The organism is Micavibrio sp. TMED2, from assembly GCA_002168225.1.
In the GTDB taxonomy this organism is placed as follows: domain Bacteria; phylum Pseudomonadota; class Alphaproteobacteria; order TMED2; family TMED2; genus TMED2.
The window spans coordinates 1,673,638-1,700,070 of record NHBH01000001.1 but is presented as its reverse complement, the minus strand read 5'-3'; the positions used below and the strand labels follow the sequence as shown (position 1 = coordinate 1,700,070).

Annotated in this window: 27 protein-coding genes; 20 read left to right on the top strand and 7 right to left on the bottom strand. The window is 57.6% G+C overall.

From position 1 onward, the window contains the following. Positions 1–11 precede the first annotated feature (11 nt). Both CBB62_08130 and CBB62_08125 read right to left on the bottom strand, forming a co-directional pair. Positions 12–1,043: a hypothetical protein gene (locus CBB62_08130; GenBank protein ID OUT42241.1), complete on the bottom strand. Its 1,032-nt coding sequence runs from the start codon at positions 1,041–1,043 to the stop codon at positions 12–14. A gap of 84 nt (positions 1,044–1,127) precedes the next feature. Further along, positions 1,128–2,300, bottom strand: coding sequence for an adenosine deaminase (locus tag CBB62_08125; protein OUT42240.1), 1,173 nt, complete (start codon positions 2,298–2,300; stop codon positions 1,128–1,130). A gap of 273 nt (positions 2,301–2,573) precedes the next feature. On the opposite strand from CBB62_08125, the gene CBB62_08120 reads away from it, so the two are divergent. The 4 genes from CBB62_08120 to CBB62_08105 all read left to right on the top strand — a co-directional run bounded on the left by CBB62_08120 (position 2,574) and on the right by CBB62_08105 (position 8,195). Continuing rightward, on the top strand, positions 2,574–2,894 hold the full coding sequence (locus CBB62_08120) for a hypothetical protein (GenBank protein OUT42239.1): 321 nt from the start codon (positions 2,574–2,576) through the stop codon (positions 2,892–2,894). 189 nt (positions 2,895–3,083) lie between these two features. Beyond that, complete coding sequence (locus CBB62_08115) at positions 3,084–4,196, top strand: hypothetical protein (protein OUT42238.1); 1,113 nt, start codon at positions 3,084–3,086, stop codon at positions 4,194–4,196. 11 nt (positions 4,197–4,207) lie between these two features. Next, positions 4,208–7,345 (top strand): MFS transporter, encoded by a 3,138-nt coding sequence (locus tag CBB62_08110; protein OUT42237.1) that lies wholly within the window; start codon positions 4,208–4,210, stop codon positions 7,343–7,345. A gap of 175 nt (positions 7,346–7,520) precedes the next feature. Beyond that, positions 7,521–8,195 carry a hypothetical protein gene (locus CBB62_08105; GenBank protein OUT42236.1) on the top strand — a complete coding sequence of 225 codons (675 nt, stop codon included), beginning with the start codon at positions 7,521–7,523 and terminating at the stop codon, positions 8,193–8,195. Positions 8,196–8,226: 31 nt separating this feature from the next. Here CBB62_08105 and CBB62_08100 read toward each other — a convergent pair whose 3' ends face one another. Continuing rightward, positions 8,227–9,195 carry a hypothetical protein gene (locus tag CBB62_08100; GenBank protein ID OUT42235.1) on the bottom strand — a complete coding sequence of 323 codons (969 nt, stop codon included), beginning with the start codon at positions 9,193–9,195 and terminating at the stop codon, positions 8,227–8,229. Further along, complete coding sequence (locus tag CBB62_08095; protein OUT42234.1) at positions 9,192–10,217, bottom strand: hypothetical protein; 1,026 nt, start codon at positions 10,215–10,217, stop codon at positions 9,192–9,194. Before CBB62_08095 ends, CBB62_08100 begins: the two co-directional genes overlap by 4 nt. 241 nt (positions 10,218–10,458) lie before the next feature. On the opposite strand from CBB62_08095, the gene CBB62_08090 reads away from it, so the two are divergent. The 3 genes from CBB62_08090 to CBB62_08080 all read left to right on the top strand — a co-directional run bounded on the left by CBB62_08090 (position 10,459) and on the right by CBB62_08080 (position 12,868). Beyond that, positions 10,459–11,043, top strand: a complete 585-nt coding sequence (locus tag CBB62_08090; GenBank protein OUT42233.1) for a Rossman fold protein, TIGR00730 family — start codon at positions 10,459–10,461, stop codon at positions 11,041–11,043. Between the two features lie 140 nt (positions 11,044–11,183). Continuing rightward, positions 11,184–12,398, top strand: a complete 1,215-nt coding sequence (locus CBB62_08085) for an isocitrate dehydrogenase (GenBank protein ID OUT42232.1) — start codon at positions 11,184–11,186, stop codon at positions 12,396–12,398. A gap of 2 nt (positions 12,399–12,400) precedes the next feature. After that, the gene (locus CBB62_08080; GenBank protein ID OUT42231.1) at positions 12,401–12,868 is read left to right on the top strand and encodes a hypothetical protein; all 468 of its coding nucleotides are present in this window, start codon (positions 12,401–12,403) and stop codon (positions 12,866–12,868) included. 173 nt (positions 12,869–13,041) lie between these two features. Here the strand turns inward: CBB62_08080 and CBB62_08075 are convergent, their stop codons facing one another. Beyond that, positions 13,042–13,425, bottom strand: coding sequence for a global cell cycle regulator GcrA-like protein (locus CBB62_08075; protein ID OUT42710.1), 384 nt, complete (start codon positions 13,423–13,425; stop codon positions 13,042–13,044). Positions 13,426–13,806: 381 nt separating this feature from the next. On the opposite strand from CBB62_08075, the gene CBB62_08070 reads away from it, so the two are divergent. The 11 genes from CBB62_08070 (at position 13,807) to CBB62_08020 (ending at position 23,099) form a co-directional block, all read left to right on the top strand. Then, a complete protein-coding gene (locus tag CBB62_08070) occupies positions 13,807–14,019 on the top strand; it encodes a hypothetical protein (GenBank protein ID OUT42230.1) in 213 nt (70 codons plus the stop codon). Positions 14,020–14,246: 227 nt separating this feature from the next. Further along, positions 14,247–14,729, top strand: a complete 483-nt coding sequence (locus CBB62_08065; protein ID OUT42229.1) for an SUF system Fe-S cluster assembly regulator — start codon at positions 14,247–14,249, stop codon at positions 14,727–14,729. A 45-nt stretch (positions 14,730–14,774) separates the two neighbouring features. Continuing rightward, on the top strand, positions 14,775–16,232 hold the full coding sequence (locus tag CBB62_08060) for a Fe-S cluster assembly protein SufB (protein OUT42228.1): 1,458 nt from the start codon (positions 14,775–14,777) through the stop codon (positions 16,230–16,232). A 6-nt stretch (positions 16,233–16,238) separates the two neighbouring features. Further along, positions 16,239–16,481 (top strand): hypothetical protein, encoded by a 243-nt coding sequence (locus CBB62_08055; GenBank protein OUT42227.1) that lies wholly within the window; start codon positions 16,239–16,241, stop codon positions 16,479–16,481. Positions 16,482–16,531: 50 nt separating this feature from the next. After that, positions 16,532–17,287 (top strand): Fe-S cluster assembly ATPase SufC, encoded by a 756-nt coding sequence (locus CBB62_08050; GenBank protein ID OUT42226.1) that lies wholly within the window; start codon positions 16,532–16,534, stop codon positions 17,285–17,287. Positions 17,288–17,326: 39 nt separating this feature from the next. After that, positions 17,327–18,631, top strand: coding sequence for a Fe-S cluster assembly protein SufD (locus CBB62_08045; protein OUT42225.1), 1,305 nt, complete (start codon positions 17,327–17,329; stop codon positions 18,629–18,631). A gap of 23 nt (positions 18,632–18,654) precedes the next feature. Next, the gene (locus CBB62_08040) at positions 18,655–19,914 is read left to right on the top strand and encodes a cysteine desulfurase (protein OUT42709.1); all 1,260 of its coding nucleotides are present in this window, start codon (positions 18,655–18,657) and stop codon (positions 19,912–19,914) included. A gap of 23 nt (positions 19,915–19,937) precedes the next feature. Continuing rightward, positions 19,938–20,366 (top strand): hypothetical protein, encoded by a 429-nt coding sequence (locus CBB62_08035; protein OUT42224.1) that lies wholly within the window; start codon positions 19,938–19,940, stop codon positions 20,364–20,366. A gap of 63 nt (positions 20,367–20,429) precedes the next feature. Beyond that, a complete protein-coding gene (locus CBB62_08030) occupies positions 20,430–20,774 on the top strand; it encodes a Fe-S cluster assembly scaffold SufA (protein ID OUT42708.1) in 345 nt (114 codons plus the stop codon). A gap of 134 nt (positions 20,775–20,908) precedes the next feature. After that, a complete protein-coding gene (locus CBB62_08025; protein OUT42223.1) occupies positions 20,909–21,712 on the top strand; it encodes a sugar ABC transporter permease in 804 nt (267 codons plus the stop codon). A 22-nt stretch (positions 21,713–21,734) separates the two neighbouring features. Continuing rightward, positions 21,735–23,099 carry a hypothetical protein gene (locus tag CBB62_08020; GenBank protein OUT42222.1) on the top strand — a complete coding sequence of 455 codons (1,365 nt, stop codon included), beginning with the start codon at positions 21,735–21,737 and terminating at the stop codon, positions 23,097–23,099. 13 nt (positions 23,100–23,112) lie between these two features. On the opposite strand, the gene CBB62_08015 is transcribed toward CBB62_08020, so the two are convergent. Then, positions 23,113–23,595, bottom strand: a complete 483-nt coding sequence (locus CBB62_08015; GenBank protein OUT42221.1) for a hypothetical protein — start codon at positions 23,593–23,595, stop codon at positions 23,113–23,115. A gap of 111 nt (positions 23,596–23,706) precedes the next feature. Here CBB62_08015 and CBB62_08010 point away from each other — a divergent pair, with 111 nt between their 5' ends. After that, on the top strand, positions 23,707–24,750 hold the full coding sequence (locus tag CBB62_08010; GenBank protein ID OUT42707.1) for a tRNA dihydrouridine(20/20a) synthase DusA: 1,044 nt from the start codon (positions 23,707–23,709) through the stop codon (positions 24,748–24,750). 22 nt (positions 24,751–24,772) lie between these two features. Here CBB62_08010 and CBB62_08005 read toward each other — a convergent pair whose 3' ends face one another. Then, positions 24,773–25,084: a hypothetical protein gene (locus tag CBB62_08005; protein OUT42220.1), complete on the bottom strand. Its 312-nt coding sequence runs from the start codon at positions 25,082–25,084 to the stop codon at positions 24,773–24,775. A gap of 231 nt (positions 25,085–25,315) precedes the next feature. Here CBB62_08005 and CBB62_08000 point away from each other — a divergent pair, with 231 nt between their 5' ends. Continuing rightward, the gene (locus CBB62_08000; protein ID OUT42706.1) at positions 25,316–26,326 is read left to right on the top strand and encodes a GTP 3',8-cyclase MoaA; all 1,011 of its coding nucleotides are present in this window, start codon (positions 25,316–25,318) and stop codon (positions 26,324–26,326) included. The last annotated feature ends 107 nt before the right edge of the window (positions 26,327–26,433 follow it).

The window sequence follows — 26,433 nt, the reverse complement described above, 5'->3', positions numbered from 1 at the left end:
GTTCAGAAATGCTATGCGGGCCGGTCATCTGTCGACAAGTCTGCCGATAACGGCTGATCGGCCCACATACCGCCTTCGCCCTTCAGCGGACGTGACAGCAGGGCACCGATGGCGCTGTCGAGATCGGCGCCGTGATGCAGCAGGTCATTGACCGCTGACACAATCGGCATCTCCACGCCATATCGCTCGGCCAGTGCCATGACGGCGGCGGTATTATTGACCCCCTCGACTACCCCAGCGCTCTCGGCCATGGCGGTTGCGTGATCCTTGCCGGACCCGCGCCGCAGACCATAGCTGTAATTGCGTGACTTGGTATTCGAACAGGTCAGCACCAGATCACCGACACCGGCCAGCCCCATCATGGTCTCGGCCCGCCCGCCAAGGGTAGTGGCCAGCCGGGTTATTTCCGCCAGTCCACGACTGATCAGCGCAGCATGAGTATTGCTGCCGTAATCCCGCCCCGCCGCAATACCACAGGCAATGGCAATGACATTCTTGACCGCGCCACCGACCTGCACCCCGATCGGGTCATCGGACAGATAGATGCGGAAATGTCGGGAGGCCAGCGCCTTGGTCAGGGCAAGGCCGGTCGCGCGCAACTCAGTCGTATCAGGCTTCAGTGCCAGCGTAATGGCGGTGGGCATTCCCGCCCGCAAATCGCTGGCAAAGCTCGGCCCGGACAGGATCGCCAGCGGCGCATCGGGCAAAATCTCGGCGATGCTCTCGCTCAACAGCCGGTTGGCGGTTTCATCCAGCCCCTTGGCGGCAAGTACCATCGGGGTTGTGCTGGCACCTGCCGCTTTTATCTGTGCCACCAGTTCGGGCACGGCCCCGGATGGTACCGCCACAACGATCACATCGGCACCATCCAGCACAGCCTGCATATCTGTGGAAGCGGCCAAGCCCGCATGCTCGCGTGTCAGTTCTTCAATGTGCTTTGGATCACGGGCCCAGATGCTGACCGCATGACGGTCGGCAAATTCAAGGGCCAGTGCCGTGCCCCAGGCACCGGCACCAAGGACGGCTATTTTATCGATGTTCATGGCGGTGCTTATGACGGCGGGCAGGTCGTTGCAGGAAACACAGCGTATAGCTAGCACGCAATCCGCTTATGGGCCATCAACAGATCAGGCGCCGGGTGCAAGTCCCTCACCGGGACGCCGCTTGGGCGTTGGAGCATCCGGCGCAGCATCATTGCTGGTGCCATTGCCGAGAAGACCACGAATGATGCGTTTGGCAACCGAGCCGTCATCATTGACCGGGCCTTCGTCAATCTGGTCGAGAGGCTTACCGCTCGCGAGGTTTGCTATGGCCTTGTCGACCCGTTTCAGCAGGCGCTTCTTGGTCACGTCATCAACGAAACCTGCTTCGATGGCGGTTCGGGTCATCGCCAGCTGCTCAAATGCTGACATACCGAAATGCTTTTCAGCCAGTTCGTATTCGTCACCGATCGAGCCGTCGAACAGGGCCGGATCATCGGAATTGACCGTGACCTTGACCCCGGCTTCACGCAGCTTGTTGAACGGATGCGATGCGAAGTCCTTGAAGACGTCGAGCGTGATGTTGCTGCGCAGGCAAACCTCGAGGGTCAGCTTGCGATCCGCCAGTTCCTTAACCAGTTCGGGATCATCGATAGCGCGGACACCGTGACCGATCCGCTCGATCGGCAGGTGGTTGACAACTTCCCAGACACCATCAGCGCCAAGCGCCTCACCGGCATGAACCGTATTGCGCAGGCCGAGATCGTTCTTGGCGAACTCGAAAGCTTTCTTGAACTCGATGGCCCGGTGGACAGTTTCATCACCGGCCATGCCGAAACCGGTCAGGTGGTGGCGAACCCGTGGGTCCTGCAGTGATTTCTTGGCATCGCGGAGCATCCGCCATGCATCCTCGGGACCGCGGTGGCGCTTCGCGGTCAGGATGATCCGGCTCTCGATGCCGAAATCCCGTTTCGCGCGCTCGATACCGTCGATAATGCCGTGAAGGTTTTCGTCGAACCCCGCACCGCCCCGCTTGCTCTTGTCCGGGGATGCCATCAGTTCGACATAGATTGCGCCCTGCTCATGGGCCCGGCGCAGATAATCATAGGCGACATCGGCAAAATCCTGCGGTGTCTTCACCGCAGCGGAGCCGGCGCTGTATGCTTCGTGGAAATCCGAGTAATCGTCCCAGCGGGCGTTACCATCCTGATCGAAATAGGCATCCGACAGGACGACACCGTTACGTTCGGCCAACTCCGGGAGAAGTTTGCCGCTGATTGTTCCATTGATGTGAACGTGTAACTCAGCCTTGGGTATCATAATCTCTATTCAAACCAGCTACGGTAGCCACGACGATCTAAGTGATTGCCGCCACATCCGATCAAACTTAGAATAGGGCCAATATATGAAAGTTACGAAGATTTCCCTCCTCAAAAACTGTGAAATCTTTATGAATAATCAAGCTACTAGTCGAATTTTGGCTAGCAGTTCGAACAAATATGGTATCGCATAATCGCGTTTTCTAGTAGTAAAACACCGTCAAGAAACCACGGCCTGATGAACTTTTCTTGCCGAGAGAGATCGAGCAGCAACATGTCCAAGTCGCAAGCCATTAGAAACGTTGATGTTTATCAGATCAAAAGAAACAGCAAGGGCGATCTGCTGTTCGTCTTCCCGGCGGCCAATACCGTCAACCCGTTTAATCAATTTGATTTACGAGGTGAGGATCTGGTTTTGACCGATAATCGGGGTGGTCAGGTGAAGCTGCTGGAGCTGCCGGACAGCCTGTTGTCGAGAATCAGGCAGGTCGAGAGCATCCGGGTAGTCGAATTGCGCGACCAGAAACCGGTCGGCGAACATGTGGTTGCCAATGGCTGCACCGCCCCGGCAACCGCTCGGCGGGTTGCGCGCTAGACAGCGTTTTTCGATCCTGCTGCACACTGCATGATAACACTGCGACATGGGCGCCATCCGTCAAATGGTGGATGCGTATTGCAATCGCGCAGGGTATTACTTGCCAGTCCGTATATAAACGGCTCCACAGGAACGCCACCGCCCTCCCTGCTATTTGCATGATACAGGTGGCCAGAATGGATGATTTGAATGTTACGCCCCTGGATTATTGCGCTCGCCGTGCTCGGTCTCGCCAGCCTCTGGATGCTTTCCGGTTATGTCGGATCGGCCGCTGAGGAGCCACACCCCGAAGCGACCGCCGAACAGCAGGCAAAGGCCCTGCCCCGCGTCCGGGTCGAGGAATTTACCGCCGGTGACAATGTCCGCGAGTTGATGATTCAGGGCCGCAGCAAGGCGGACCGCACGGTTGTCATCAGTTCACAGACCGACGGACAGCTGACCGATGTTCTGGTTGATCGCGGCGATATCGTTGCCAAGGGTGATCTGATCGCTGAAATCGACATTGAGAGCCGCGAAAATCTGGTGGCCGAAGCCAAGGCATTGGTCGAGCAGCGTCGCATGGAGTTCACCGCAGCTGACAAGCTGAGTGAGCGCGGCTTCCAGTCCGCCGTACGCCTCGCCGAAACCAAAGCCGCCCTCGAAACCGCGCAGGCAGCCCTTGAGCAGGCCCGCAACGAACTCGGCTATACCAAGATCACCGCACCGATCGAAGGTGTGGTGCTGCAGCGGATGACCGAAACCGGTGCCTTCGTCAAACGCGGCGACCAGATGTTCGAGATTGTCGATCTCGACCCGATCAAGATCGTCGGCTCGATCCCCGAGGCGGAAGTCGGCTTGATACAGCTCGGCCAGCCAGCCCGGATTGCCGCGCTCACCAGCAAGCCGATTGAGGGTACCGTCACTTTTATTGCGCCACAGGCCAATGAAACCACCCGCACCTTCGAGTTTGAGGTTGCCGTCCCGAACCCGGACAGTGCAATCCGTGCCGGTCTGACCTCAGCCATCTATCTGCCGATCAGTGGAGAGCCGACCCATCTGCTGCCGGCCTCGATCCTGACTCTTGATGAAGCGGGCAAGCTCGGCGTCAAGATTCTTGATGCCGATAACCATGTGGTGTTCCGGGAAGTCAGTCTGGTCGACGACACCCCGTCCGGCATCTATGTGCAGGGACTGCCGGAGCATGTGCGGATCATCACCGTCGGACAGGAGTTTGTGACGGTCGGTCAGGAGGTTGAACCGGTAACCGACGCCTCACCCGCGACTGACAGCCCGGCCAGCGATCCTCAGGTCAGCGAAGGTTAGGCCGTTTTATCATGTCCCCGATTGACCTTGCCCTCAGCCGCTCGCGCACAGTTATCCTGACCCTGATCCTGCTGCTGGTCACGGGCGCGATCACCTATCAGAACATTCCGAAGGAGAGCGATCCGGATATCAATATCCCGATCATCTATGTCTCTATGACCCATGAGGGCATCTCCCCGGAAGATGCCGAACGCCTGCTGCTGCGCCCGATGGAGAAGGACCTGAACGCCATCGACGGGGTCGAGAAGATGACCTCGAACGCCTATCAGGGCGGGGCCAGCATCCAGCTTGAGTTTGATGCCGGCTTCGATGCCGATCAGGCCCTCACCGATGTCCGGGACAAGGTTGATGAGGCCAAGGTTGATCTGCCGGAAGAAACCGATGAACCAACGGTTTCCGAGGTCAATTTCAGCCTGTTCCCGGTGCTGGTTGTGCAGTTGTCCGGGCTTGTGCCCGAGCGCACCCTGTTGCGCATTGCCCGCGATCTGCGTGATGAGTTGGAAGCCATCCCATCAGTGCTGGAGGTCAAGATCGGTGGCGACCGCGAGGAAGCGGTAGAGATCGTCATCGACCCGCTGCTGCTCGAGAGCTATGAACTCAACGGCAATGACATTCTGGCGACGTTCAACCGCTCCAACCGTCTGGTTGCAGCCGGTAATCTCGATACCGGCTCGGGCCGTTTCGCCGTCAAGGTGCCAGGCCTGTTTGAAACCGCCCGTGATATCTGGGACATGCCGGTCAAGGTCGAGGGTGATGCGGTGATCCGGGTGCGTGATGTGGCCGATATTCGCCGTACCTTCAAGGACCCGGAGAGCTTTGCCCGCGTCAACGGCCAACCGGCGCTGACGCTCGAAATCGTCAAGCGCACCGGCGAAAACATCATTGAGACAATCGACCGGGTCAAGGAACTGGTCGAGACCGAAAAAGCCAAATGGCCGGACAATGTTGTGGTCGGCTACAGTCAGGACCGTTCCACCGACATCAAGAACATGCTGACCGACCTGCAGAACAACGTGATTTCCGCCGTGCTGCTGGTCATGATCGTCTGTATCGCCACCCTCGGCGTGCGCTCGGCCCTGCTTGTCGGCGTTGCCATTCCCGGCTCGTTCCTGACCGGCATTCTGGTAATAGCCACCATGGGGCTGACCATCAATATCGTCGTGCTGTTCGCCCTTATCCTTGCGGTGGGTATTCTGGTCGATGGTGCGATTGTCGTGACCGAATATGCCAACCGGCGGCTGGTTGAGGGTGCGAGCCCGCGTGAAGCCTACCGGGAAGCGGCAAAACGAATGGCCTGGCCAATCTTCTCCTCCACTATCACCACGCTGGCGGCCTTCCTGCCCCTGCTGTTCTGGCCTGACGTGGTCGGTGAGTTCATGCGCTATCTGCCGATCACGCTGATCGCGGTACTGGCGGCCTCACTGCTGATGGCACTGGTATTCGTGCCAACGGTCGGCGCCACCATCGCCGGTATCGGCTATAAACAACAGGCTCCGTCAGGTGATCCGGATGCCGAGACCAATACGGTCTGGGTCAAATTCTATCTCGGTATTCTCAACCGCGCGCTGAAGCGCCCTGCCCTGATCCTCTTGGCATCAGTGATGATGCTGGTTGGTACGGTCATGGCCTATGGCACCTTTGGTAAGGGTGTCGAGTTCTTCCCCGATGTGGAACCACAGAATGCGGTCATTCTGGTACATGCCCGGGGTAATCTCTCGATCTGGGAGAAAGATGCCCTGATGCGTGAGGTCGAGGATCGTGTGCTCGGCCATGACGGGCTGAAAACCGTCTATACCCGCACCGGCAGCGACAGTCGGCAGAACAATGGCGAAGACGTCATTGGCCAACTGTCCCTTGAGTTCGAGTTCTGGCGCTACCGTGACACCGCCAGTGCAATTCTGGCCGATCTGCGGGAACAGACTGCCGATCTTGCCGGCATCAATATCGAGCTTCGCAAGGAACAGGGCGGTCCGAGCGAGGGCAAGGCGATTGATATCGAACTCAGCAGCCTGACGCCCGATGTCATCGAGCCGGTCCTGCAGCGTATCCGCGACCAGATGGAAACCATGCCAGGCCTCGTTGATATCGAGGACAGCCGCCCGATGCCCGGAATTGAATGGAAACTGAATGTCGACCGGCCACAGGCGGCCAAGTTCGGTGTCGATGTGACTGGTGTCGGCGACACCATCCGTCTGGTTACCAATGGGCTGAAGGTTGGCGAATACCGTCCCGATGACGGTGATGACGAGATCGACATCCAGATCCGCTACCCCAGTGATGAGCGCAGCATCAGCCAGCTTGACCGGGTCCGCGTTGCCTCCAATGCCGGGATGGTGCCGATCAGCAATTTCGTCGAACGGGTGGCCCAGCCTCGGGTCGGCATCATCGAGCGTCGGGATGGCCAGCGCGTGTTCCACATCACGGCAGACGTCGCCGAAGGCCTGCTGGTCGATGACCAGCTGCGCCAGTTGCGCGCTGCCCTCGCCGATATCGAGGTTGACCCCCGCGTCAACATCACCTTCCGCGGTGAGGACGAGGATCAGCGCGAGGCGGGCGAGTTCCTCAGCAATGCCTTTGCTATCGCCCTGTTCCTGATCGCCATCATTCTGGTGACCCAGTTCAACAGCTTCTCCAGCGCGCTGATGATCCTCAGCACGGTGATCATGTCGACAATCGGGGTACTGCTCGGCCTGCTGATCACCGGCCAGCCATTCGGCATTGTCATGTGCGGTGTCGGGGTTATCGCGCTCGCCGGTATCGTGGTGAATAACAATATCGTCCTGATCGACACCTTCGATCATCTCTATCGCGAGCTTGGCGATTATCATCAGGCAATTCTGGAAACCTGCCGCCAGCGTCTGCGCCCGGTCATGCTGACCACCATCACCACCATTCTCGGCCTACTGCCCATGGTGCTGTCGATCAATATCGACTTCGTTGCCCGTGATATCAGTGTCGGCGCGCCATCAACCCAGTGGTGGGTGCAACTGGCAACCTCGATCGTGTTTGGCCTTGCCTTCTCGACCCTGCTGACCCTGATCGTCACGCCCTCGGCCCTGATGCTGCGCGGCAATCTCGGCGAGCGGATTCGCCAGCGAAAAGAGCGCAAACAGGCAGGCAGCTACCCTCCGGCCCAACCGGCAGAATAGTTACCCACGGAACCAACCCGATATCTGGTGAAATGATCGTATACGGTGCATTTTCAGGCTGGGCAAAACGCGCGAATTAGGCATACTATACCCTAATGGCGATGGGGGTCGTCAGGATCACTGTCAGGCAGACAACCTGTTCCGACGGTCTGATGTTTAGGGGGTAGTGACACGTATGGGTAATCCTGCTGTCAATTTTGAAGTCTCGGGCCAGCCTGCAGAAGCAGAGATGGCAAATCCTGTAGCACAGCCAAGCTATCTGGCACCCATTCTCGACGCCATGCTCGGCGGCCAAACCATTGATCTTGCCACCCTGATTGTGAATGAGGACGGGATTATCGAGCTTCTGTCGGAATCCCGCAGCACCGGCTTCTGTTTCGAGCTGTCAGGCATTCCAATTCGGGTCGGCATGCATTCCGACGGGCAATCAATCCGTATCAGCATCAGCGGCGATCTGGGCTTTCTGCCCTTCTCGATCGAATCCCGCGACCGGCGCAATGCGATCAATGCCGTTATCGCCGCCACTGCCGAGCTGAAATACAGCAAGCTGGAAGTGGTTGATAACAAGCATATCCTGCTGCGTGGCAGCAAGCGCATGGCGCGACCGTTCCAGTTGACCGACATGTTTATGGCGCTGTGTGAGCTGGTCCACGAGGTTCAGCCCTTTGTCGATCTGCTTGGCGATTGCATGGATCACGCGCAAACCGATATTCCGGTGCCCGGCCAGTGCCAGAGCATGAACCCGAGCAAGCCGCTCGCCACTATACTGGCGCAAAGCCGACGCCGGGTGGACATGCCGCTCTATGCCAAACAGCTTGAGCCTGCCCGCTATGCGGTCGCTGCCGAATAAACAGCCAATACCATAATCAGCAATAGATGGATTAACCGGCGAGACCCGGCGGGTTGGCGAGGCACGCCTCGGTTTCCCGCATAAGCTGCGCCACGATCTCGCCCGCAGGCTGGATGGCATGGATCAGCCCGGCGGCCTCACCGACCACGACGGCGGCGGTCTCAAAATCACCGGCGGCAACCGCATTGGTATAGGCGCTGACGATTGCCGCCTTGTCCTCTGCCGACTGCCGCAACTCCGGCTCCCGCCCCTGCCATGTCTCGGTCAGGTCATTGCGCAGAACCCGGATATCGAACTCATCCGGCCATGGCAGATCACGCGCCACATCAATGACGCTGGTGCGCACGGTTTCATCACCGGTGGCGGCAAGCACGCGCTCCCGGCCATTGGGATGGGTCAAGGCCTCGCTCGCCGGATAGAACCGGGTGCCGAGGGCAACGCCGCTAGCACCGAGCATCAGTGCCGCCGCAATGCCGCGGCCATCGGCAATACCACCCGCCGCAACAACCGGCACATCACCGGCAATATCCACCACGGCAGGCACAAACGGCATGGTTGCCCGCTTCGCGCCATGCCCACCGGCCTCCGTCCCCTGCGCCACCAATATGTCGGCGCCGTTATCCTGTGCGCGTTTGACATGATCGATGGTCTGCACCTGACAGATCAGTTTGGCACCCGCAGCCTTGATCCGGCCTGCAAACGGCGCTTCGTCGCCGAAGGACAGCCAGACCGCTCTGGGTTCATGTTCAAGCGCCTGATCGAGCAGCGTCGGATTGTTGTGCAGCGCCCATGTGATAAAGCCGATACCGACCACGCTGTTGCCTGCATCGCGCCATGCCTGACCGACCCAGTCGTCATCACAGTACCCGCCACCGATCAGGCCGAGGCCACCGGCCTCCGATACCGCCTTGGCCAGCGCACCGCCGGAGACCAGCGCCATCGGCGCGGATATGATCGGATGCTCGATACCGAGTAGACGGGTCAGACGGGTGTCTATCATTGGCCGGTCGGCAGGGTGAATACCTGCCCCGGAAAGATCATGTCAGGATCGCGGATCTTGTCCTGATTGGCCTGAAAAATCAGGGTATAGCGCAGACCGCTGCCATAGGTGGCCTCGGCAATCCGCCAGAGATTGGCGCCGGGCTTGATTACAATCAGCCGTTCATTGCTGGCGAGCGTTTCGTTGCCTGTCTCATAATCAATGGTGAATGGATAGCGCTGGGCGGCACCATCATTGACGGTGAGTTCAACGCTGTGTTCGCCCTCGACCATTATCCGGCTGGTTTCAAACCGCCAGTTGCCATCAGCATCGATCAGCACCTGTCCCAGCCGGTCGCCATCCAGCACGATGGCCAGCCTGCCATTCGCCGGGCCGGTGCCGGACATGGAAAGCGGCTTGCTGATGCCATATTGCACGGAATCAAGCGATAGATCGCTCTCGCCCGCCGCCTCGCGCTGGAGAACACGCGGGACCGAACTGCCATCGGCATTCTCACCCAGCATGATGACCGTGCGTGGCGTGCTGCTATCGGCGCTGGCCACCTGTTCGGAGCCCAGCACAACCACCGGCTCGCTGAGCGCAACCGTGCCGTCATCCCGTGGCATACGAAGCTGCAGCGTATGGGAACCGGCAGGCAGCCGCTCACCGGGCACCCATGTCCATTCGCCGCGGCTGTCGGTGGTGACCTCGGCGACCTCTTGGTCATTACGGTAAATCAGTATCCGGCTGTCCGGTGCGGCGCGCCCGGCAGAGACAATCGAGCCATCAGGGTCAATCCGTACGATATCAAAGCTCGGCGCGGCATTGACCGGCGCTTCATCGAGATCGCTCGGCGCGGCTTCCGCCGTCTCCTCGCCCGCAGGCGGTGCTGTGTCCGCCGGTGTGGTTGTCGTGGTCGGCGTATCTGCCGGTGGCTCACGATCAACCAGTTGCATACCGAGCAGCCCGGCACCGATCAGGGCACAGATGATAACAGCCCCGATAATGAGGCGGTCCGCCGATTGCCGATCCTGTCCAGACACTGGTTATTCAGCCTTTGTTTGCAGTTCCTACTGATACTATATCGGTATCGGTCGCGACGTTTGCGAGCAACAGGTAAAACCGACTTAGCCACATCAGGCATCAGATTTATCGATCACGCGTTGTTATCGACGCAAAATATGTCTAACGTCCCGGCGAATTTGGCGCGATGCGGTTCTCCCGACATCGCCTGCCTCCGGATTTCAGCCCCCTTAGAGTCTAATCGACAGAATCAGTTCAGCCATGAAGTCATTAAACAGCGTCTGCGTCTATTGCGGTTCCTCCAACAATGTCTCCGATGACATCAAGGAAATCGCAACCAAAGTCGGTAAAGCCCTCGCCGAACGGAATATCACCGTTGTCTATGGTGGTGGCCATGTGGGCCTGATGGGTATGACCGCCGACAGCGCGCTTGCCGCCGGTGGTGATGTCGTTGGCATCATCCCGGACCACCTGCAGCGCCGCGAAAAGCGCCACACCACCCTGACCGAGTTGATCATCACCGACAGCATGCACACCCGCAAAAAGCTGATGGTTGAGCGCTCCGACGCCTTCTTCATCCTGCCAGGTGGCCTCGGCACCCTTGACGAGATGTTCGAGATTCTGACCTGGCGCCAGCTGGAACTGCATGACAAGCCGGTGATCATGATCAACTGGATGGGTTACTGGGACAAGATTGTCGAGGCCATCGACCATGCGGTTGAAGTCGGCTTTGTCCGCCCGCAGCATCGCGCCGGTCTGACCGTCGTCAATACGGTCGAGGAAGCCATGGACGCACTCGATGCCGCCGATGATCCAGCCCATCCGACCAATCTCGAAGACGCCTGAAATCCGGTATACGGGACCTGCCGTCTTGGCGAGCATCACCCTGCGGTGCTATAAGCCTTGACTAATTCAACAGTGCTGCCACCCGCCGGACATTCAGTCCGGCATTCCGGCAGCGATAAGCCCAAACCAACAGAGGTCCCATGAGCAAGATCAAGGTTGCCAATCCCGTCGTTGAACTGGATGGCGATGAAATGACCCGTATCATCTGGCAATGGATCAAGGATCAGCTGATCCTTCCCTATCTGGATGTTGACCTGAAGTATTTCGATCTCGGCGTCGAGGAGCGTGACCGCACCGATGACCAGATCACCATCGATAGCGCCAAGGCGATCCAGCAATATGGCGTCGGCGTCAAATGCGCCACCATCACCCCCGATGAAGCACGGGTCGAGGAATTCGGCCTGAAGAAGATGTGGAAGTCACCGAACGGGACCATCCGCAACATTCTCGGCGGTACCGTCTTCCGCGAGCCGATCATCATCAGCAACGTGCCGCGTATCGTGCCTACATGGAACCAGCCGATGATCATCGGCCGCCATGCCTTTGGTGACCAGTATCGCGCCACCGACATGGTCGTGCCCGGCGCCGGTAAGCTGACCATGACATTCGAGCCTGCCGATGGCAGCGAGAAAATCACCCATGAGGTCTTCGACTTCCCGGCCGGTGGTGTGGCCATGGGCATGTATAACCTCGACGAGAGCATCATCGGTTTCGCCCGCGCCTGCTTCAACTATGGTCTGGAGCGGAAATATCCGGTCTATCTGTCGACCAAAAACACCATCCTCAAAGCCTATGATGGCCGCTTCAAGGACCTGTTCCAGGAAGTCTTCGACAGTGAGTTCAAGGCCAAGTTCGATGCCGCCGGTATTACCTATGAACACCGCCTGATCGACGACATGGTCGCCTGCGCGATGAAGTGGGAAGGTGGATTCGTCTGGGCCTGTAAGAACTATGACGGTGATGTGCAGTCCGATACCGTGGCACAGGGCTTCGGCTCCCTCGGCCTCATGACCTCTGTGCTGATGACCCCGGATGGCAAGACCGTCGAGGCGGAAGCCGCGCACGGTACGGTTACCCGCCACTATCGCCAGTATCAGGCCGGCAAGGAAACCTCGACCAACCCGATCGCCTCGATCTTCGCCTGGACCCAGGGTCTGCGCTATCGCGGCAAGTTCGATGGTACACAGGACGTGGCCGACTTCGCTGACAAGCTTGAGAAAGTCACCATCGAGACCGTCGAAAACGGCCAGATGACCAAGGATCTCGCCATCCTGATCGGGCCAGAGCAGAAATGGCTCAACACCAAGGACTTCATGGATGCCATTGATGGCCGCCTGAAAGCCTCTATGGGCTGATAATGTCAGCCCCTGAAGCCGATAACGCCGTCTATCTCGAAGATCTGTCCGTCGGGCAGGTCTTCGAGACCGGCGATATTGAACTGACTGCCGAGAGCATCATCGATTTTGCCCGGCAGTTTGATCCGCAGCCCATGCATCTATCGGATGCGGGTGCAGCCCATACAATTTTTGGCTCACTGGCCGCGAGTGGCTGGCATATGACCGCCCTCACCATGCGGCTGATGGTTGATGCCACGCCTTTTGGCACCACCCCGCTCATCGGTGCGGAAATCAGCAATATCCGGTTCAGCCAACCGGCCCGGCCCGGCATGATGCTGACCGTCAGGGCTGAAGTAATGGAAATTCTGCCCGGCTCGAATCCCGAGCGGGGCTTCGTCATCATGAACGGCAGCACGCTGGACCGGAATACCGATCAGGCCGTGGTGACCCAGACATGGCGTATGCTGCTGCCGAAAAAGCAGGCATAATCCTAGAAATTTTGTTGATACCGCAAAAGAAGTGGGGTGCCGCGAAGGGCTAGTTCGCGACACCCCGTTATCAGCAACCTGGCTAGAGACACACGGGGAAGGCTCCTCGTGGGATTATCCAGTCAACACTGCGGCATAGTGTTTTGATCCATCCTGGGGAAGGCGTAGTTGGATCAACGACTGGCGTTCCCGGCCTTTGCATCCGCGGCGACTTCGTCGCTACGGTCACGTCGGCGTGAGGACGGTTGCTGATAAGCCTGTAGGCAGTGGTCCTGACAGTAGGGCAAGCCATTGGCTGACTGCTTGCCGCAGAACCGGAAATCATTGTCACGCGGATCGCCAATGGGCCATTTGCACATACGATCCGTGAGCTCGAGAATGGTGGCACCGGGTTTCCGGCGCTTGATTGGCGATGGCCGGCGGCTTACGCCGATACGATGTGCCTTACCGATAACAGCATTACGTGTGATACCGAGGACCGACGCGATCTGACTCGCTGTCTTTCCCTCATCCCATAGCTGTTTGAGCACATCTACTCGCTCATCAGTCCAAGTCATTTGCCGCATTCCCGCTTAACTGTGGTTGCCCCAGTACCGCCTGAAGCAACGCGTTTATGTTCAAATCCCGTTGACCCTCATCGCACCCGAAACACAACATCTGGAGATACTGGCTAAATCGAAGCGTCTTGTTGGTCTTTGGCGTCATAACCACTATATGTTGTGGCCCGTGACGAGGCTGAGTATCGCCAGCCACGCGATAATCGCAAGGCTTCTTTGAAAGATTTTTAGCATATCTTGTGGATACTGATCCGCACAGAACCCCATATATTGTGGATGCGAATCGGAAAAGCAGCAGCAGCCAATCACTAACAGGCTGAATATATTTGGATTTTGGATAAATCCACAGACAGGCCGAATCATCAGGGATTGATTCGGGATATGTACGCAGAATTCATAACGGCATTGCACAATACGTATAAGTTTGAAATTTCCTGCAAAAAATTCGGAAAATCCGAGCTGATTCAGCCGCTTATGATTTTAAATCTATTTCAGGCCGGTTTCGGATTAGGGCTTGCTATCGCTGAAATATCCCTTATATTGTGCAGTGCAACAGCAATGTTGCAACGCCACTCTTGGGCGTTTCCTCCCTAAACTCAGGCCGTCGGGTTCGCCCGCGGCCTCTTTTTTTGCCTGCATATATCTGGTGGCAGCAGAAGTGCCTCTCACGCATGGATAAAGTTGCGTTTGGGCATTGAAGTTTAGAACGATTCCATCTAATAAATAGGACATGTTTAGTCCGATTAAGGATGAGTTGGGCATTTACTGCCAGAACTCGGTGCCTGTCGGGCGCTTTTCAGGAATTGTCAGGTTCAGGCCAGATGCTGCGATTGAGCAAAATTACCGATTATGGCGTGGTTGTTTTAAGCAACCTGTCCAATCGTGATGACCGGCTCGCCAGCGCAGTTGATATTGCCGGCGTCACCGGTATCCCCGAGCCGACCGTTGCCAAGGTTCTGAAAACCGCAGCCCGCGCCAATCTGGTGCTCGGCCAACGCGGTGCCGGAGGCGGCTATCGCCTCACCCGTACCGCCGATGCCATTTCGATCACCGAGATTATCGAAGCCTTCGAGGGGCCGATCGCCCTCACCGCCTGTGTTGATGGCGGCGATGGCAATTGCTCGGTCGAGGCATTCTGCGCCATGCGTCAGAACTGGGACACAGTGAACCAGGCAATTCGCAATGCCTTAACCAAAGTCACCCTCAGGGATATGACCTCGGGTAAATCAAAGGCCCTTGCTGCCTTCATGGATATGGAAGCAGCAGAACCAGAACAGAAACCGGTGTCGGCCTCTGCAGGCTGATACCAACGATCAAACCGTTTTACGCAATTTCGAGGAACCAGCCAGATGGCCGCAACTGCAGAAACAGTGAAACAAGTCGAAGCCCTCGGCAAAGAGAAATACAAGTACGGCTTCGTCACCGATATCGAGATGGAAAGCGCACCCAAGGGCCTTTCCGAAGACATCGTGCGTTTCATCTCCGCCAAGAAGAACGAGCCCGAATGGCTGCTCGAATGGCGTCTGAAGGCCTATCGTCACTGGCTGACCATGGAAGAGCCGCACCATTGGCCAAAAATCAAGTACCAGCCGATCGATTATCAGGACACATATTACTATGCGTCCCCGGTGCAGAAAGAGAAGCCGAAGAGCCTCGACGACATTGATCCCGAGATTCGCGCGACCTATGACAAGCTGGGCATTCCGATCAAGGAGCAGGAAATGCTCGCCGGTGTCGCGGTCGATTACGTCTTCGACAGCGTGTCCGTTGCCACCACCTTCAAGGAAAAGCTGAAGGAAACCGGTGTTATCTTCATGCCGATTTCCGAGGCGGTGCAGGAGCATCCGGAACTGGTGAAGAAATATCTCGGCACCGTCGTTCCATATACCGACAACTTCTTCGCCACCCTGAATTCTGCCGTCTTCACCGATGGTTCCTTCGTCTACATTCCGAAGGGCGTGCGCTGCCCGATGGAGCTGTCCACCTATTTCCGGATCAATGCCGAGAATACCGGTCAGTTCGAGCGTACCCTGATCGTGGCCGAGGAAGGCTCATACGTCTCCTATCTCGAAGGCTGCACCGCACCACAGCGGGATGAAAACCAGCTCCACGCCGCCGTGGTCGAGCTGGTCACCATGGATGATGCCGAAATCAAGTATTCCACGGTCCAGAACTGGTATCCGGGCGATGAGAATGGCGAAGGCGGCATCTATAACTTCGTTACCAAGCGCGGGGCCTGTCGCGGTGCCCGCTCGAAGATCAGTTGGACCCAGGTTGAAACCGGCTCAGCCGTAACCTGGAAATATCCGAGCTGTATCCTGCAGGGCGATGAGTCGGTCGGCGAATTCTATTCGGTCGCCATCACCAATAACGCGCAACAGGCCGATACCGGCACCAAGATGATCCATCTGGGCAAGAACACCCGCTCGCGGATCGTCTCCAAGGGTATTTCCGCCGGTAAGTCCAATAATACCTATCGTGGTCTGGTCCGCATGGGGCCAAAGGCGGACAATGCCCGCAACTATACCCAGTGCGACAGCCTGCTGATCGGCGATAAATGCGGTGCCCACACGGTTCCCTATATCGAGAACAAGAACCCGACCGCCGCACTTGAGCACGAGGCAACCACGGCCAAGATCGGTGAAGACCAGCTCTTCTATGCCCGCCAGCGCGGCTTGTCCGAGGAAGAGGCTGTCACCCTCATCGTTAATGGCTTCTGCCGCGAGGTGATGCAGCATCTGCCGATGGAATTTGCGGTCGAGGCCCAAAAACTCGTCGGCATCAGCCTCGAAGGCTCTGTGGGGTAATCGCCGATGACACAAGCAAACAGCGAGAGCCCGACACCAGAGCAAAAGGCCAAGGCGTTCAAAACCATCGCCCTGTCCATGTTTCTCGGCGGCATTGCCATCCTCGGCTTCGGTGCCGCATGGCTCATGGGCTTCATCGCCGGAAATGATGAAACGACACAGCTGACCGGCGGCATCATCTGCTTTGTCGGCTTTATGGAAATATGCGTTGCCTGGTTCATGTTCGGCAAATCCTACAATCTGCGCTGAACACCTGACCGGAACGAAACACGAGACACTGAAAGAAAACGGAAGATACGATGATCGAGATTAAAAACCTGCATGCTGAAATTGATGGCAAGCCGATCCTGAAAGGTCTGAACCTCGAGATTGGCAAGGGCGAAGTTCACGCCATCATGGGGCCAAACGGTTCCGGCAAGAGCACCCTCTCCTATGTCCTCGCCGGTCGTGAGGAATATGAGGTAACCGAGGGCGAAATCCTGTTTAACGGCGAGAATATTCTCGAGCTTGAGCCGGAAGAGCGCGCCGCAGCCGGTCTCTTCCTCGCCTTCCAGTACCCGATCGAAATTCCCGGCGTGCCGAACACCACCTTCCTGCGTACCGCGGTCAACTCGATCCGCAAACAGCGTGGTGAGGACGAAATCGAGGCCGTGACGTTCCAGAAACTTGTGCGCTCGAAAGCCAAGGAACTGGGCATGTCTGCCGATATGCTGAAGCGTGCCGTTAATGTCGGCTTCTCCGGTGGTGAGAAGAAGCGCAATGAAATCCTGCAGATGGCCGTGCTCGACCCGAGCTTTGCCGTACTGGATGAAACCGATAGCGGTCTCGACATTGATGCGCTGAAGATTGTCGCCGATGGCGTCAATGCCCTGCGCTCCGCTGAACGCTCGTTCCTCGTCATCACCCACTATCAGCGCCTGCTGACCTATATCGTGCCGGACAAGGTTCACGTTCTCGCCCATGGCCAGATCCAGAAAACCGGCGGCAAGGAACTGGCACTGGAGCTGGAAGCCAAGGGTTATGCCGAATTCGGCGTCGACGAAGAAGCCGCGTAAGCATTGATATCATTCAGTTATTGAGAACAGGCCCGTACCATGCCAGTCCATAATTCACTAAAGACGACAGATGCCTACAAGGCGCATTTCACTGCCCATGCCGACGACCTCACCGGTCCCGACTGGGTGCAGGAATTGCGCAATACGGCTCTTGCCGCCTTTACCGAGAACGGCTTGCCCGGTGCCAAGCATGAGCGCTGGCGCTTTACCCCGATCCGCTCGCTGGAAAAGCAGCCTTATCTGCCGACCTTCCGGAAAGTCGCCGCCAATGATCCAAGCAAGGGCAAGCTGATCGACGGCGCTGTTTCCGTGGTGATCGTCAATGGCCGTTTCGATGCCGAGGCGTCCGATATCGCGAACCTGCCAGAGGGCGCGATTGTCACCAGCCTTGCCGAGGCTGTTGAACAGCACAAGGCACTGGTCGAGCCGCATCTGGGCCGCATTGCCAGTGCGCAGGACCACCACTTCCCGGCCCTGAACGCCAGTTTCATGACCGATGGCCTGTTCATCCACCTGCCGCGCAATGTCGTGGTCGAGCCGGTGATTGAGGTGAATTTCATCAGCACCGCCACTGCGGATAATCAGGCTTTCCAGCCACGCAATCTGATCGTGCTCGAAGCCGGTGCAAATGCCACGGTTGTTGAGCACTGGTACGGACAGGGTGATTATCTGAACAACAGCGTGACCGAAGTGGTTGTCGGCGATAATGCCCATCTCGGCCATTACCGTCTGAATGCCGAAAGCGATGAAGCAAGCCACATCTCGACCATCACCCCGATTGTCGGTCGCGATGCCTCTTACGACAATTTCACCCTGACCACCGGGGCGAAACTGGCACGAAATGAAATCCATGTTGCCCTGCGCGGTACCGGTGCGGTGTCTCACCTCAACGGCACCTATCTGCTCGATGGTGACCAGCACACTGACACCACCACCCATACCGACCATCTGGTCGAGCACGGCAATTCCAACCAGACCTATAAGGGTGTGGTGGCTGGCAAGGGCCATGCGGTGTTCCAGGGCAAGATCCATGTGCATCCGGGCGCCCAGAAAACCGATGGCTATCAGCTCAATCAGGCAATCCTGCTTTCCGACACCGCTGAAATCGACAGCAAGCCGGAGCTGGAAATCTATGCCGATGATGTGAAGTGCAGTCACGGCGCGACCGCAGGTCAGCTGGACAAGCAGGCACTGTTCTATCTGCGCTCGCGCGGCATCCCACATGCCGAGGCCCGCGCCATGTTGATCGAAAGTTTTCTGGCACAGGCCATCGAGTTGATCGAGCATGAGGCGGTTCAGGAAAAGTTCATGGAGATCATGCGCAAACGGTTGCGGAGCCTATGACCAATCCAGCCCTGAAAACCGACATGCCAGATGCTGCCTCGCCCGTTGCCCGCCACGGTGCCAACACCTTTGATGTTGAGGCAATCCGTGCCGATTTCCCGACACTGGCGCAGGAAATAAACGGCAACCCCCTCACCTATCTCGATAATGGTGCCAGTGCGCAGAAGCCGCGACAGGTGATCGATGCCATGTCGCGTCTGCTTGAGCATGACTATTCCAACGTCCATCGCGGCGTGCATACGCTGAGCCAACGCTCGACCGAGCAGTATGAAGCGGTGCGCGACAAGGCAGCAGCCTTCCTGAACGCGCCGAGCCGCGAGAATATCGCCATCACCCATAATGCCACCGAGGCATTCAATCTGGTCATGCACGGCTATGGCCGCGCCCATCTGAACGCTGGTGACGAGATCATCATCACCGAGATGGAACACCACGCCAATATCGTGCCATGGCAGATGCTGGCGACTGAACGCGGTGTCGTGTTGCGGGTGGTCCCGATTGATGACCGCGGCAACTTCCAGATGGACGCGTTCGAGCAGCTGCTTAATCCGAAAACCAAGCTGGTTTCGGTCACCCATGCATCGAATGTGCTCGGCACCATCACCCCGGCCAAGGCCATTGTCGAGCGCGCCCATGCGCTTGGCATTCCGGTACTGTTTGACGGCTCACAGGCGGCCATTCATATGCCGGTTGATGTACAGGCGCTCGATTGCGACCTCTATATCTTCACCGGGCACAAGCTCTATGGCCCGACCGGTATCGGCATCATGTACGGCAAGGAAGACATTCTGGACCGTATGCAGCCGTTTCAGGGCGGCGGCGACATGATCGAACGTGTCAGCTTTGACGGCACGACCTTCAAGAACGCCCCCTACAAATTCGAGGCCGGCACCCCACCTATCACTGAAGGGGTCGGGCTGGCAGCGGCGATTGATTATGTCAGCGCGATCGGTATGGACTGCATTTCCGCCCATGAGCACGAGTTGCTGCTCTATGCCACCGAACGGCTCAAGGCCATTGACGGTCTGACCATCTATGGTGAAGCCGACCACAAGGCGGCGATCATCTCCTTCTCGGTTGATGGCGTTCATGCACATGATATGGGCACGATCCTTGACCGGTTTGGTGTGGCCGTGCGTGTCGGCAAACATTGTGCCGAGCCGCTGATGGACCGTCTGGGTGTCAGTGCAACCGCACGGGCCTCATTCGGCATGTACAATACCCGTGGTGAAGTCGACCGCCTCGCCGAAGCGATCGAAAAAGCCAAAATGCTGCTGGGTTAAAGGTAAAGACAGGCGTTATGACGATGGATCAACAGGATAACAGCCCCAAACCGGAAGCGGAGCTGACGGCAACAGCGGATAATGCTGCCGAACAGTTCAGCGATGACGACGATTTCCCGCCCCCGCCTTTCCTCAAGGCGGATTTCCAGCACCCGCTCTATGGCAAGCTGGTTGAGGCGCTGAAGGAAGTCTACGACCCGGAAATTCCGGTCGATATTTTTGAACTCGGTCTTATCTATAATTTACGGATTAAGCCGGATAACACGATTGACGTGAAAATGACCCTAACCGCCCCCGGCTGTCCTGTCGCCGGTGAAATGCCGGGCTGGGTTGCCGATGCGGTTGAATCCGTTGAGGAGATCAAGGGTTCGGATGTGGAGATTGTTTGGGATCCCCCCTGGACACCTGATATGATGAGTGAGTTCGCCAAGATGGAACTCGGCATGTTCTGATGGCCTGACGGGTATTGATGCCCGGAAGCGTTTTGGCCTGAAGCATTTGGGAAAGTAATGACGATGGCAAGAGAACTACCACCCCCGATCAAGCTGACCGATGCCGCTGCTGCACGGGTCAAGGAACTGATGGAACGCGCGGATAACCCGGTTCTGGGGCTTCGTGTCGCCGTTTCCACCAAGGGCTGCTCCGGTATGTCCTATGACATCGAATATGCCCATGAACAGAAGAAATTCGAGGAAGTGGTTGAGGACAAGGGCGCACGGGTGTTCATCGACCCGGCGGCGATCATGTTCCTGATCGGCAGTGAGATGGATTTTGTCGAGGACCGGTTCGAAAGCCGCTTTGTCTTCTCCAATCCCAATGAAAAAGGCCGCTGCGGCTGTGGCGAGAGCTTCCACGTCTGATCTGCCGTCGGGGTCTTCACCAGAGATAAAATTCAAAAGAATGAACGCCGGGATGGATTAACCGCCCGGCTTTTTCTATGGTGCGGCGCCGGTCCTGCCGATCGGCCATATGCTTACCGTATCCGTAGTTATCCATGCGCCCGTTTCTAGCCCCACTGATCCAGCATCCGTTCCTGATCTGGCAGATGTCCAAAAGGGATGTCACCAGCCGCTATCGCGGGTCGATGCTCGGTATCCTCTGGTCATTTGGCCGCCCGCTCCTGATGCTGGCGGTCTACACCTTTGTGTTCAGTGTGATCTTCGAGGTGCGCTGGAACCAGCCATCAATCGAGAGCAACCGCTTTACCTTCGCGGTTGTCCTGTTTGCAGGACTGATCGTCCACGGGCTGCTGGCCGACTGCCTGACCCGGGCACCGAGCCTGATACTGGAGAACGTTAACTACGTGCGGAAGGTGATCTTCCCGCTGGAGAGCCTCGGCTATGTCCTGCTGATCTCTGCCCTGTTCCATGCCGGGATCAGCTTTTTCGTGCTGATCGTGGCCCATCTGCTGTTTATCGGCCTGCCACCACTGACCATCCTGCTGCTGCCGATCGTCATTCTGCCGATCATCCCGCTATTCCTCGGGCTCGGCTGGATGCTGTCATCCCTCGGTGTATTTCTGCGCGATATTGGCGAGATCAGCGCGATCATGACCACCATTCTGCTGTTCCTGTCGCCGATCTTTTTCCCCATAGAACAGTTCCCGGAACAGCTAAGATTTCTGTTATATTACAATCCATTAACACTGATTATTGAAGCAGTCCGCGATGTTGCGATCTTTGGCCGGATGCCGAACTGGACCGGTCTCGCGATCTATGCCGTTGCCGCCACTGCTTTCGCCCAGCTCGGTTACTGGATGTTTGTCAAATCGCGTCGGGGGTTCTCTGATGTCCTCTGATAGCGTGCTGCAACCCGAGGCTATGAGCCCGCCCGATGCCGACAGCAATGTGGTGATCGAGGCCAAGGGGCTGGGCAAGAGCTACCGTATCTACAAACGGCCCGAAGACCGCCTGCTACAGTCGATCTTCCGTAGCAAACAGCTGTTCACGCCATTTCAGGCCCTGCGCAATGTGGACCTCACCATCAGCCGTGGCGAGGCAATCGGCGTCATGGGGCGTAACGGCTCGGGCAAATCCACCCTGCTGCAACTGCTCGCTGGCACAGTCACACCGACCGCTGGCCATTTCGAGACCCGTGGCCGCCTAGCCGCCCTGCTCGAACTCGGGGCCGGCTTCAACCCGGAATATACCGGTAAGGAAAACGTCTATCTGAATGCTGCCGTCCTCGGACTGTCGCGTGAACAGATCGACGCAAAATACCCTGAAATTGTTGAATTTTCCGAGATTGGTGATTTCCTCGACCGACCGGTAAAAACCTATTCGACCGGTATGTATATGCGCCTCGCCTTTGCCGTGGCGATTGCGGTGGAGCCGGAAATCCTGATCGTTGACGAGGCCCTGTCGGTCGGTGACGAGGCGTTCCAGCGTAAATGCTTTGCCTTCCTCCATCGTCTGATGGAAAACGGCGGCACCTTGCTGTTTGTCAGCCATTCGGCCAATTCGGTTACCGAACTCTGCAACCGCGCTATTCTCCTCCATGGCGGTGAGCTGATCCTCGATGACAGTCCGAAACGGGTGGTCCAGTACTATCAGCGCCTGCTCTATGACCGTGCAACCGAGCCTGCAGCGCTGATTGAGGAAATCCGGCGTCAGGCAGCACAACCGGTGGCAGAGGCAATCCCTGAGCCCACAGCGGCCATTGACGCCCCGGTTGACGGTGATGCCGAGCCCTATTTCGATCCCAACTTCGTCAGCTCCACCGCCAATGCCTATGAAACCAACGGCGGTCGGATCAGCGATCCGCATATCACCACCGCAGATGGCCGACGGGTAAACGTTATCAGCCGCGGCCAGCGCTACCAGTACCGGTTCCGGGTCGAGTTCGATGCCGCGCATGAGGGCGTGCATTTCGGCATGTTCATCCGCACCAAGACCGGCGTTGATCTGGGTGGCAGCGCCTCCAGCCCGCCACAGGCGAAAAAGCTGAGCGTCAAGTCGGGACAGATTGTCGATGTGGTGTTTGAATTCGATTGCTCACTGATGCCCGGCACCTATTTCCTCAATGCCGGTTGCTCGGCCATGGTCAATGGCAGCCGCGACAGCGTGCATCGTATTCTGGATGCGGTCATGTTCCGCGTTATGCCGGAACTGAATCTGGCGGCAGATGGGCTGGTCGATTTCTCGATCAGCGCTGTTATCAAAACCGCGCAAGAAACTGAAAAATAATAGAAACAGGCGATCAACCACCGGGACGCATGGTCCGTGGCGGAGTCGGTTTTGGCGGCTCCTCACCCTTGCGCCGTACCGGCTCATCGGGGGCATAGCCTGCGCGTTCCATCAACCGTGCCGCACCGGCCCAGAGCAGATAGGCTTCGGTCGACACCTGGGGCGATGAGCCGAGGCCATACATATGCCCCTCATGGATACCGACACGGATAACCGCGCCGCTGATGTCCTTGCCATCCACCATCGGCCCGTCCCGCAACACCCGCCGCATGGACAGGATCGCAAGCGGCGTCCGATCCCCGACTTTTTCGATATAGCGCTCGAATTCCTGCAGTAAACGGGCATCGGAGAAGGCTGCATAGGGGTTTTGTACCTCCAGATGCTCACGGGAATAGACCCGCAGGCGTTCGCCACCTATCTCGATATAGTCATCATCATTGGCGTTGGCAGCCATCATTCCCTCGGCAAATTCGTCAATTTGGTTGAGCCAAACCAAGCGCAAAACCTGGAATATAACAATGGTTCATGGGTGAAATACCCTGAAAAACATGGGTTTATTGGGTATGATGTATTTTGATTTCCAACATTTGCCGTTATGGTGCGCCCCATGAACAGGGAAATTGCCAAATCACCCGCGACAAAGGCCGTGGACCGACGCCTGTCGGTGGCACCGATGATGGATTGGACCGACCGCCATCAACGGATGCTGATGCGTGCCATCGCGCCGAATACGCTGCTGTTTACCGAGATGGTAACCACGGGCGCGATCCTGTTTGGCGATCAGGCACGGCATCTGGCGTTTTCCGCTGCCGAGCATCCGATAGCGCTGCAACTGGGCGGGTCCGATCCTGACGACCTCGCCCGTGCAGCCGAAATCAGCAGCGGCTATGGCTATAACGAGATCAACCTGAATTGCGGTTGCCCGTCGGATCGGGTGCAATCCGGCAGCTTCGGTGCCTGCCTCATGGCCGAGCCGGCACATGTGGCCCGGCTGGTGACAGCGATGCGCGGAGCCACGGATCTGCCGGTGACGGTCAAATGCCGTATCGGCATCGATGATTGCGACACTGGCCCGTTTCTCGATGAATTCGTTGATGCCCTTGCAGCAGCGGGCTGTGAAACCTTCTACATCCACGCACGAAAAGCCTGGCTTAAAGGATTGAGCCCAAAGGAAAATCGCGACATTCCGCCACTGGATTACGACCGGGTTCGCCTCTTGAAAAAACGCTGCCCCGAACTGGAAATCCTGCTCAATGGCGGCCTTAAAACCGTCGATGAAATGCAGGCAGCCATGCAGGCAAGCGATGATCTGCCCGCCCTTGATGGCGTGATGATCGGTCGTGAGGCATATCAGAACCCGCTGATCATGGCCGAGGCGGAAGCAGCCATCATGGGCAACGCGCATGTTCCGGCAGAGCCGAGCGCGATCCTGACCGGTATGAGCGAGTACGTTGCCAACCGTCTGGCGGCTGGTACACCGCTCAAGAGCATTACCCGACACATGATGGGCTTGATGAATGGCCGCGCAGGTGCCCGCCTCTGGCGTCGCACCCTGTCATCGGTTCCGCAGAATGCCGATATCAGCTGGCATGAGATTATTGATACCGCCGCTGGCATCGAAGCGCGCAGCCGGGATCAGGCCGCAGCCTAAACCACCTGCCCTGTTTACAGGGTCAGATGCGGCGCTGACTGTTTGGATTGTAGTTATAGACCGGCGCGTAAACCACTGCTTCGACAGCATTTTCACAGTTCGCTGCACGAACGGCGACCTCTTCTGCCAGAACCAGCCAGTTCTGCAGGGTATTGGTCAGGTGATGGCTCTGACCAATCAGCTTGCCATCGCTGATAACGGCAACAGCTTCATTCTCGAGCCGCACCTCAATCAGGTCATTGGCCACCAGATCGCCCGAGACTGTCAGAACAGGCTCACCGCTCTCGGCGATTTCAAGGGTAGCAGGCTGGAACTCTTCAACACGGTCAATCATAGTGCCCTCACAACGTATTTGGTGGATGCACGGCGCTTTCATCGGCGCATCAGATAGTGGATAAGCGTGTGATACGCCCCTGCCATGAAAGCGCGAATACCGAATTTCCGGGCTTCACCGCACGCTCACGGCTAAATCATTGGCCTGATTGCCAAAGAACCCTATATCCTTGAGACAGAAAATTTTCTCCCGGACCAGTCTACCTTGCTCGACAAAACGCCAGATACAGCCCTGACGCGCGACACGTTGATTGACGCTTTTGATCGTCATATCAGTTATTTACGCGTTTCTGTTACGGATCGATGCGATCTGCGCTGTGTCTATTGCATGGCCGAAGACATGACCTTCCTGCCGAAACGGGATGTGCTCAGCCTGGAAGAATTGGACCGCCTCTGCTCCATCTTTGTTGATCTCGGCGTACGCAAGCTGCGCCTCACCGGCGGTGAGCCTCTGGTCCGGCGCAATATCATGTGGCTGGTCGAGCGCCTCTCCCGCCACCTCACCAGCAATGCGCTGGATGAACTGACGCTCACCACCAATGGAACACAGCTGGCGAAATATGCCGGTCCGCTGGTCGATTGCGGTGTTGAGCGGGTGAATATCAGCATCGACACCCTGCAAGCGGAGAAGTTCCGGCAGATCACCCGCTGGGGCAAGCTGGAGCAGGTCATGCAGGGCATCGACGCTGCTGACCGGGCCGGCCTGCGGATCAAGATCAATGCGGTTGCCCTTCGCGGCACCAATGATGACGAGTTTCACGATATGGTCCTCTGGTGTGGCGACCGGGGTTTTGACCTGACCTTTATCGAGGTCATGCCTATGGGTGAAATCGGCGCGGGTGAGCGGCTGGACCAGTACATGCCCTTGTCCATGGTTCGTGCCAAGCTGCGCGAGCAATGGACCCTCACCGACCTGCCTGACCAGACTGGCGGTCCTGCGCGTTATATGCGGGTTGAGGAAACCGGCGGACGCCTCGGCTTCATCACACCGATGACCCACAACTTCTGTGAGAGCTGCAACCGGGTCCGCCTCACCTGCACCGGCACGCTGTTCATGTGCCTGGGCCAGCATGACAAGGCTGAGTTGCGCGATATCATGCGCGCTGATCCGGGATCAGATGAGGCCATCATAGCCGCACTCCATGAGGCGATTGCCCGCAAGCCCAAGGGCCATGACTTCATCCTCGACCGGCGGCTTGCCGAACGGCACGTCAATCGCCATATGAGCACGACCGGCGGCTGACGCGAAATACGGGATGCAGTCTTGCCATAGGCAGGCCCGGCTTTCCTGTCGCTGCTGCAGTCAAGGGTGACACCGCCCCGGTTTTTCAGCATATTTTCAAGCAGATG